Origin of the sequence: Streptomyces sp. MB09-01 (assembly GCF_033794505.1) — a bacterium.
GTDB lineage: Bacteria > Actinomycetota > Actinomycetes > Streptomycetales > Streptomycetaceae > Streptomyces.
Genome location: NZ_JARAYQ010000365.1, coordinates 1 through 6298, shown reverse-complemented (window position 1 = coordinate 6298; position 6298 = coordinate 1). Strand labels below are relative to the sequence as shown.

Sequence of the window (6298 nt, the reverse complement as noted above, 5' to 3'; positions counted from 1 at the left end):
GGTGCGATGATGTCCGTTGTAGGTGGCGTGGTATGGGTCGTCTTCATAGGTGTCTGCGTTGTGTTTTTTTTTGCCAGGGGGAGGCCGCAATGGGGTTTTCTGCCTGTCGCGGTGGCCGGGGAGTTTTTCTAAGGGGCAGGGGGGGGGGGCACGGGTCGCCGCCGTCGGTGCCGCCGTCGCGGCGGTAGCGGGAGCGCAGCCACCCGCCGGTGACCGCGGCCGCGGCGGAGGTGAGACCGATGGCCATGGCCACGTCGGCCGGGCTGTCCGCCGAGCCCATGGGCCTGGCCCAGGCCGCGGCGGCCGGGGCGAACGCGATGAGCAGGGCCCAGAGGAGGGCCGTGAGGCGGGCAGCGGATCCTGGCATGCATCAAGGGCATCCGCTGCGCCCCGCCCCGGCCAGCCGGGCCTGTCCGAACGGGCTAGGGATTCCCCTCGGCCCCCGGCCCTCGATCCTCAGCCCTGGACCCTCAGCCCTCGATCCTCAGCCCTCGATCCGCGGCCCTCGATCCGCGGCCCTCGATCCGCGGCCCTGGATACGCGGCTTCTGAACCCCCGCCTGTGATCCCGCCTCCGATGCTCGACCGTCGGCCCTCGCCCGGAGCCGTTGCGTCAGCCCGCCGGGTGCCGGGTGGCGTCCCTGCGGGCCAGGTCGCGGGAGCGGCGGGCCGGGCCGGACCAGCCGCAGGTGCAGACCGCCAGGGTGAACGCTCCGCGTTCGGCGGTGGAGGTGGTGTGGCCGGTCGGGGGCTGCGGTGGTGACGTCGGCCGCGGGAGCGGCTCGGAGGCAAGCGGAGGGACCAGGGTCGCGTCGGTGTGCGGTTCCACACCGCCACGGTACTCGGGGCGGCCGCCGCCGGGGAGGGGGTGCCCCCGTGACGGGAAACCCGGGACCTCGTTAAGCGGAGCGGGTGGGGGCCTCGGGCAAGCAGCGGTCATGCGTTGGGGGTTGGCAGGCGATGGTGGTTCACCAGCACAGGCGGCGGCCCGGACGCTCGGGTGAGGCCGTGCTCGCTGCCGCCGTCACCCTGGCCGTCACGGCGATGAGCGGGTGCGCGGGCGACGGAGGCAGTGACGGGCGGCCTCCGGCGGACGCGGCGGCGGTGGTCCGCGGGGCCGCCGACGCGCTGACGAAGGCGGGCAGCGCCCGGGCCCGTACGGCCATGGAGATGGCCACGGGCGGCACCCGGGTCACGATCCGCGGCGAGGGCGGGGTCGACTTCAAGAACCGGATGGGGCAGCTCCTGGTGATGCTGCCGGCCGATGTGAAGGGCGAGGACGAGCACCGGCCCATCACCGAGCTGCTCGTGCCGGGCGCGCTCTACATGAAGAACCGCGGTGCGGGCGTCCCCGCCGACAAGTGGGTCCGGGTCGACACGACGACCCTCGCCGACGGGAACCTGGTCACGGGCGGGGCCACCGATCCGCTGGTCGCGGCCGAGCTGCTCCGGGGCGCGCAGGAAGTGACGTACGTGGGGGAGACCGAGGTGGCGGGCACCAAGGTGCGGCACTACCGGGGGACCACCGACATCGGGCGGGCCGCCGGGAGGGCTTCGGCGGAGGTGCGGGGGGCGCTGGAGGCCGCGGCGAAAGGGTTCAGCAAGGACACCGTGCCGTTCGACGTCTACCTGGACGAGCAGGGACGGCTGCGGAAGGTCCGGCACCGTTTCACGTACGTCAACAATGGCGTGATCGATGTCTCGTCGACCACGCTGCTGTACGGGTTCGGGACGCCCGTGACCGTCGTATTGCCGGCAAGTGGGGACATTTACGCCGGGAAGATCGCCGAGTAGTGGGGCCGGTGGAGGGGGAGCGGCGCGATCGGGCCATGGCCGGGTATCCGGAAATGGTCCATCCGTGTCATGCGCCCCGGGCCATGGCGTCCCTACGCTGAGAAGCCGGGCCCGAGCGTCGATGACCGTAGACGGCAGATTGAGGTGACACGCGTGACTCCCGCAGGCGGTTCGACGGTGCAGGACCACGTGGCTCTCGCCGAGATCGAGCTGTGCGGTGAGCTGATCATCGCGGCGTCGGCGGCGGCGGAGGAGCGGCTCAGTCAGGACCGGATCGACGAGGTGCTGATGGGCATCTGGTCGGGCTGACCGCCGCGTCTCCCCGGCTACCGGGGGGTGCCCCAGGGGCTCCGCCCCGGACCCCGCTACGTGCGCAGGAGGCGGGCGATGGCCTTCGTGGCCTCTTCGACCTTGGCGTCGATCTCGGTGCCGCCCTTGACCGCGGCGTCGGCCACGCAGTGGCGCAGGTGTTCCTCCAGCAGCTGGAGCGCGAAGGACTGGAGGGCCTTCGTGCTCGCCGAGACCTGGGTGAGTATGTCGATGCAGTAGACGTCCTCGTCGACGAGCCGCTGCAGGCCGCGGATCTGGCCCTCGATCCGGCGCAGTCGTTTGAGGTGCTCGTCCTTCTGGTGGTGGTAGCCGTGGACCGCTCCGCCGTCGTGGGGCGCGCCGGCTCCGGAGCCCTCCGCCTCGATGGTCGTCATGCGTCCTCCCGTGGTCCGGAATGAGGGATGCATACCCCTCATGGGTATAGGTTACTGGGCCGCTGCCTAAGGGGCAGGGGTCCGTGGTCCTCACTCTGCCTGATGGAGGACACTGGGGAACGGCCGGTTAGCCGTGGCCGGGGGATGCGCCTAGCATCAGCCTGACCGAATCCGATGCACCCCGAGGACCTCACGTGCGATTTCGTCTGACCCCCAGGGAGACGAGCTTCTACGACATGTTCGCCGCATCCGCGGACAACATCGTCACGGGCTCCAAGCTCCTGATGGAACTGCTCGGAGCGGACTCCTCCGCTCGGGTCGAGATCGCGGAGCGGATGCGGGCAGCGGAACACGCGGGGGACGACGCGACCCACGCGATCTTCCACCAGCTGAACTCCTCCTTCATCACGCCGTTCGACCGCGAGGACATCTACAACCTGGCTTCGTCGCTCGACGACATCATGGACTTCATGGAGGAGGCCGTCGACCTCGTCGTCCTCTACAACGTGGAGGAGCTCCCCAAGGGTGTCGAGCAGCAGATCGAGGTCCTGGCGCGCGCGGCCGAGCTGACCGCCGAGGCCATGCCGCACCTGCGGACGATGGACAACCTCACCGAGTACTGGATCGAGGTCAACCGTCTCGAGAACCAGGCCGACCAGATCCACCGCAAGCTGCTCGCGCAGCTCTTCAACGGCAAGTACGACGCCATCGAGGTGCTGAAGCTCAAGCAGATCGTCGACGTGCTCGAAGAGGCGGCCGACGCGTTCGAGCACGTTGCGAACACGGTGGAGACCATCGCGGTCAAGGAGTCCTGAACCTCGTGGACACCTTCGCTCTGGTCGTGACCATCGGCGTCGCGCTCGGCTTTACGTATACGAACGGTTTTCACGACTCGGCGAACGCGATCGCGACCTCCGTCTCGACGCGGGCGCTGACCCCGCGCGCGGCGCTGGCGATGGCCGCCGTGATGAACCTCGCCGGCGCCTTCCTGGGCAGCGGGGTGGCCAAGACGGTCAGCGAGGGCCTGATCGAGACGCCCCAGGGCGACCGGGGCATGTGGATCCTCTTCTCGGCGCTCGTCGGAGCGATCGTCTGGAACCTGATCACCTGGTACTTCGGCCTGCCCTCGTCCTCGTCGCACGCGCTGTTCGGCGGCATGGTGGGCGCGGCGCTGGCGGGCGGCACCGGTGTCATCTGGAGCGGGGTGATCGACAAGGTCGTCATCCCGATGTTCGCCTCGCCGGTCGTCGGTCTGGTCGCCGGGTACCTGGTGATGGTGGTCATCCTGTGGATGTTCCGCCGGTCCAACCCGCACAAGGCCAAGCACGGGTTCCGTATCGCGCAGACCGTGTCCGCGGCCGCCATGGCGCTGGGCCACGGTCTCCAGGACGCGCAGAAGACGATGGGCATCGTCGTGATGGCGCTGGTCATCGCCGACGTGCAGAGCGCCGACGCGGCGATTCCGGTCTGGGTCAAGATCGTGTGTGCCGTGATGCTGTCGCTGGGTACGTACGCGGGCGGCTGGCGCATCATGCGCACGCTCGGCCGCAAGATCATCGAGCTGGACCCGCCGCAGGGCTTCGCGGCCGAGACCACGGGCGCCTCGATCATGTTCGGCTCGGCGTACCTCTTCCACGCGCCGATCTCCACCACCCACGTCATCACCTCGGCGATCATGGGCGTGGGCGCGACCAAGCGCGTGAACGCGGTCCGCTGGGGCGTCGCCAAGAACATCGTCATGGGCTGGTTCATCACCATGCCGGCCGCGGCCCTGGTCGCCGCGGTCAGCTTCTGGATCGTGAACCTCGCCTTCGTGTAGGACGCCGGAACGAAAGCGGGCCGGCTCCCCCCACCCAGGGGGAGCCGGCCCTTTTTCTTTCTTTCGCCTTGCGGTGGCACCGCCATGCAGCACCGCAGGACGTCATCCTCACGCGGCGGGAGCCGCATGACGTCTCGTTCGGTTCAGCCGAAGCGGCCCGAGATGTAGTCCTCGGTCGCCTGCACGGACGGGTTCGAGAAGATCCGGTCCGTGTCGTCGATCTCGACGAGCTTGCCGGGCTGGCCGACCGCCGAGAGGTTGAAGAAGGCGGTGCGGTCCGAGACGCGGGCCGCCTGCTGCATGTTGTGCGTCACGATGACGATCGTGAAGCGCTCCTTGAGCTCGCCGATCAGGTCCTCGATGGCGAGGGTGGAGATCGGGTCGAGGGCCGAGCAGGGCTCGTCCATCAGGAGGACCTGGGGCTCGACCGCGATGGCGCGGGCGATGCACAGGCGCTGCTGCTGGCCGCCGGAGAGGCCCGAGCCGGGCTTGTTCAGGCGGTCCTTGACCTCGTTCCAGAGGTTGGCGCCCTTGAGGGACCGCTCCACGACGCCCGAGAGCTCGGACTTCTTGAAGTTGCCGTTCAGCCGCAGGCCCGCCGCCACGTTGTCGAAGATCGACATGGTGGGGAAGGGGTTCGGGCGCTGGAAGACCATGCCGACGGTGCGGCGGACCGCGACCGGGTCCACGCCGGCGCCGTACAGGTTCTCGTCGTCCAGGAGCACCTTGCCCTCCACGCGGCCACCGGGGGTGACCTCGTGCATGCGGTTGAGGGTGCGCAGGAAGGTGGACTTGCCGCAGCCGGAGGGGCCGATGAAGGCGGTCACGGAGCGGGGCTCCACGGTCATCGAGATGTCATCGATGGCCTTGTGGCTGCCGTAGAAGGCGGACAGTCCGCTGACGTCGATTCGCTTCGCCATGAGGGGTCACTTCGCTTTCATACAGTCGCGTCAGCGACCGGTCTTCGGGGCCTTCCAGCGGGCGATGCCGCGGGCCACCAGATTGAGGATCATGACGAAGGCGATCAGTACGAGGGCTGCGGCCCACGCCCGGTCGTAGGAGGCTTCACTGCCGACCTTGTACTGCTCCCAAATGTAGAGGGGGAGCGAGGACTGGGCGCCTTCGAAGGGGTTGCCGTTGATCAGCTGGGTACCGAAGACCAGCAGCATGATCGGCGCGGTCTCACCGGCGATGCGGGCCACGGCCAGCATGACGCCGGTGGCGATGCCGCCGATCGCGGTGGGGAGGACGACCTTGAGGATCACGCGCCACTTCGGCACACCGAGGGCGAGGGCGGCCTCGCGCAGCTCGTTCGGGACGAGCTTGAGCATCTCCTCGGTGGAGCGGACCACGACGGGCATCATCAGGATCGACAGGGCCATGGCGCCGGCGAAGCCGGAGGGGCCGAAGCCGAGCATCAGGTTCCAGGTCGTCAGGATGAACAGGCCCGCGACGATGGAGGGGATGCCGGTCATGACGTCGACGAAGAAGGTGACGGCCTTGGCGAGGGAGCCCCGGCCGTACTCGACCAGGTAGACGGCGGTCAGCAGGCCGATCGGAGCCGCGATCAGGGTGGCCAGGGCGACCTGCTCGATGGTGCCGAGCAGCGCGTGGTACACGCCGCCGCCCTCGTCGAAGCTGGTCACGCCGTTCATGGAGTGGGTGAGGAAGTTCGCGGTAAGGAGCTCGAGGCCGCGGCTGATCGTCGTCCACATCAGCGAGAGCAGCGGGATGACCGCGAGGACGAAGCAGACCCACACCATGGAGGTCGCGACGCGGTCCTTGGCCTGACGCCGGTTCTCGACGAACGCGCTCGCGGTGTACGTGATGACGACGAACAGGAAGGCCGCGAGCAGTCCCCACTGCACCTTGCTGTGGAGGCCGAACGCGAGGCCGATGCCGCAGCCGAGGGCGGTCGAGAGGGCCGCGATGCCGGCCGGGGCCCAGCGGGGCAGGCCGCCTCGGGTGAGGCTGGCGGGGGC

The 6298-nt window shown here is 69.2% G+C and carries 8 protein-coding genes; 4 read left to right on the top strand and 4 right to left on the bottom strand.

Features of this window, described 5'->3' with window-relative positions; all coding sequences use genetic code 11:
• Positions 1 to 612: 612 nt before the first annotated feature.
• On the bottom strand, positions 613 to 828 hold the full coding sequence (locus tag PV721_RS39900; RefSeq protein WP_319733246.1) for a hypothetical protein: 216 nt from the start codon (positions 826 to 828) through the stop codon (positions 613 to 615).
• 131 nt (positions 829 to 959) lie between these two features.
• On the opposite strand from PV721_RS39900, the gene PV721_RS39895 reads away from it, so the two are divergent.
• Positions 960 to 1793 (top strand): hypothetical protein, encoded by an 834-nt coding sequence (locus PV721_RS39895; RefSeq protein WP_319733244.1) that lies wholly within the window; start codon positions 960 to 962, stop codon positions 1791 to 1793.
• Between the two features lie 153 nt (positions 1794 to 1946).
• Entirely contained in the window at positions 1947 to 2102 is a 156-nt protein-coding gene (locus PV721_RS39890; RefSeq protein WP_319733247.1) for a hypothetical protein, read from the top strand.
• 56 nt (positions 2103 to 2158) lie between these two features.
• Here PV721_RS39890 and PV721_RS39885 read toward each other — a convergent pair whose 3' ends face one another.
• Positions 2159 to 2497: a metal-sensitive transcriptional regulator gene (locus PV721_RS39885; protein ID WP_319733242.1), complete on the bottom strand. Its 339-nt coding sequence runs from the start codon at positions 2495 to 2497 to the stop codon at positions 2159 to 2161.
• Between the two features lie 194 nt (positions 2498 to 2691).
• Between PV721_RS39885 and PV721_RS39880 the strand changes: the two genes are divergently transcribed.
• Both PV721_RS39880 and PV721_RS39875 read left to right on the top strand, forming a co-directional pair.
• Positions 2692 to 3312 carry a DUF47 domain-containing protein gene (locus tag PV721_RS39880; protein WP_033225924.1) on the top strand — a complete coding sequence of 207 codons (621 nt, stop codon included), beginning with the start codon at positions 2692 to 2694 and terminating at the stop codon, positions 3310 to 3312.
• A gap of 5 nt (positions 3313 to 3317) precedes the next feature.
• The gene (locus PV721_RS39875; protein WP_319733238.1) at positions 3318 to 4316 is read left to right on the top strand and encodes an inorganic phosphate transporter; all 999 of its coding nucleotides are present in this window, start codon (positions 3318 to 3320) and stop codon (positions 4314 to 4316) included.
• A 143-nt stretch (positions 4317 to 4459) separates the two neighbouring features.
• Here the strand turns inward: PV721_RS39875 and pstB are convergent, their stop codons facing one another.
• Both pstB and pstA read right to left on the bottom strand, forming a co-directional pair.
• Positions 4460 to 5236: a phosphate ABC transporter ATP-binding protein PstB gene (gene pstB / locus PV721_RS39870; RefSeq protein WP_319733236.1), complete on the bottom strand. Its 777-nt coding sequence runs from the start codon at positions 5234 to 5236 to the stop codon at positions 4460 to 4462.
• Positions 5237 to 5266: 30 nt separating this feature from the next.
• On the bottom strand, positions 5267 to 6298 hold a 1032-nt coding region (pstA, locus tag PV721_RS39865; RefSeq protein ID WP_319733234.1), incomplete at its 5' end, for a phosphate ABC transporter permease PstA.

What these genes read in the sequence shown, in the direction of transcription:
- pstB (WP_319733236.1), bottom strand. Translation starts at nt 5,236, where the DNA reads ATGGCGAAGCGAATCGACGTCAGCGGACTGTCCGCCTTCTACGGCAGC.
- PV721_RS39895 (WP_319733244.1), top strand. Translation starts at nt 960, where the DNA reads ATGGTGGTTCACCAGCACAGGCGGCGGCCCGGACGCTCGGGTGAGGCC.
- PV721_RS39885 (WP_319733242.1), bottom strand. Translation starts at nt 2,497, where the DNA reads ATGACGACCATCGAGGCGGAGGGCTCCGGAGCCGGCGCGCCCCACGAC.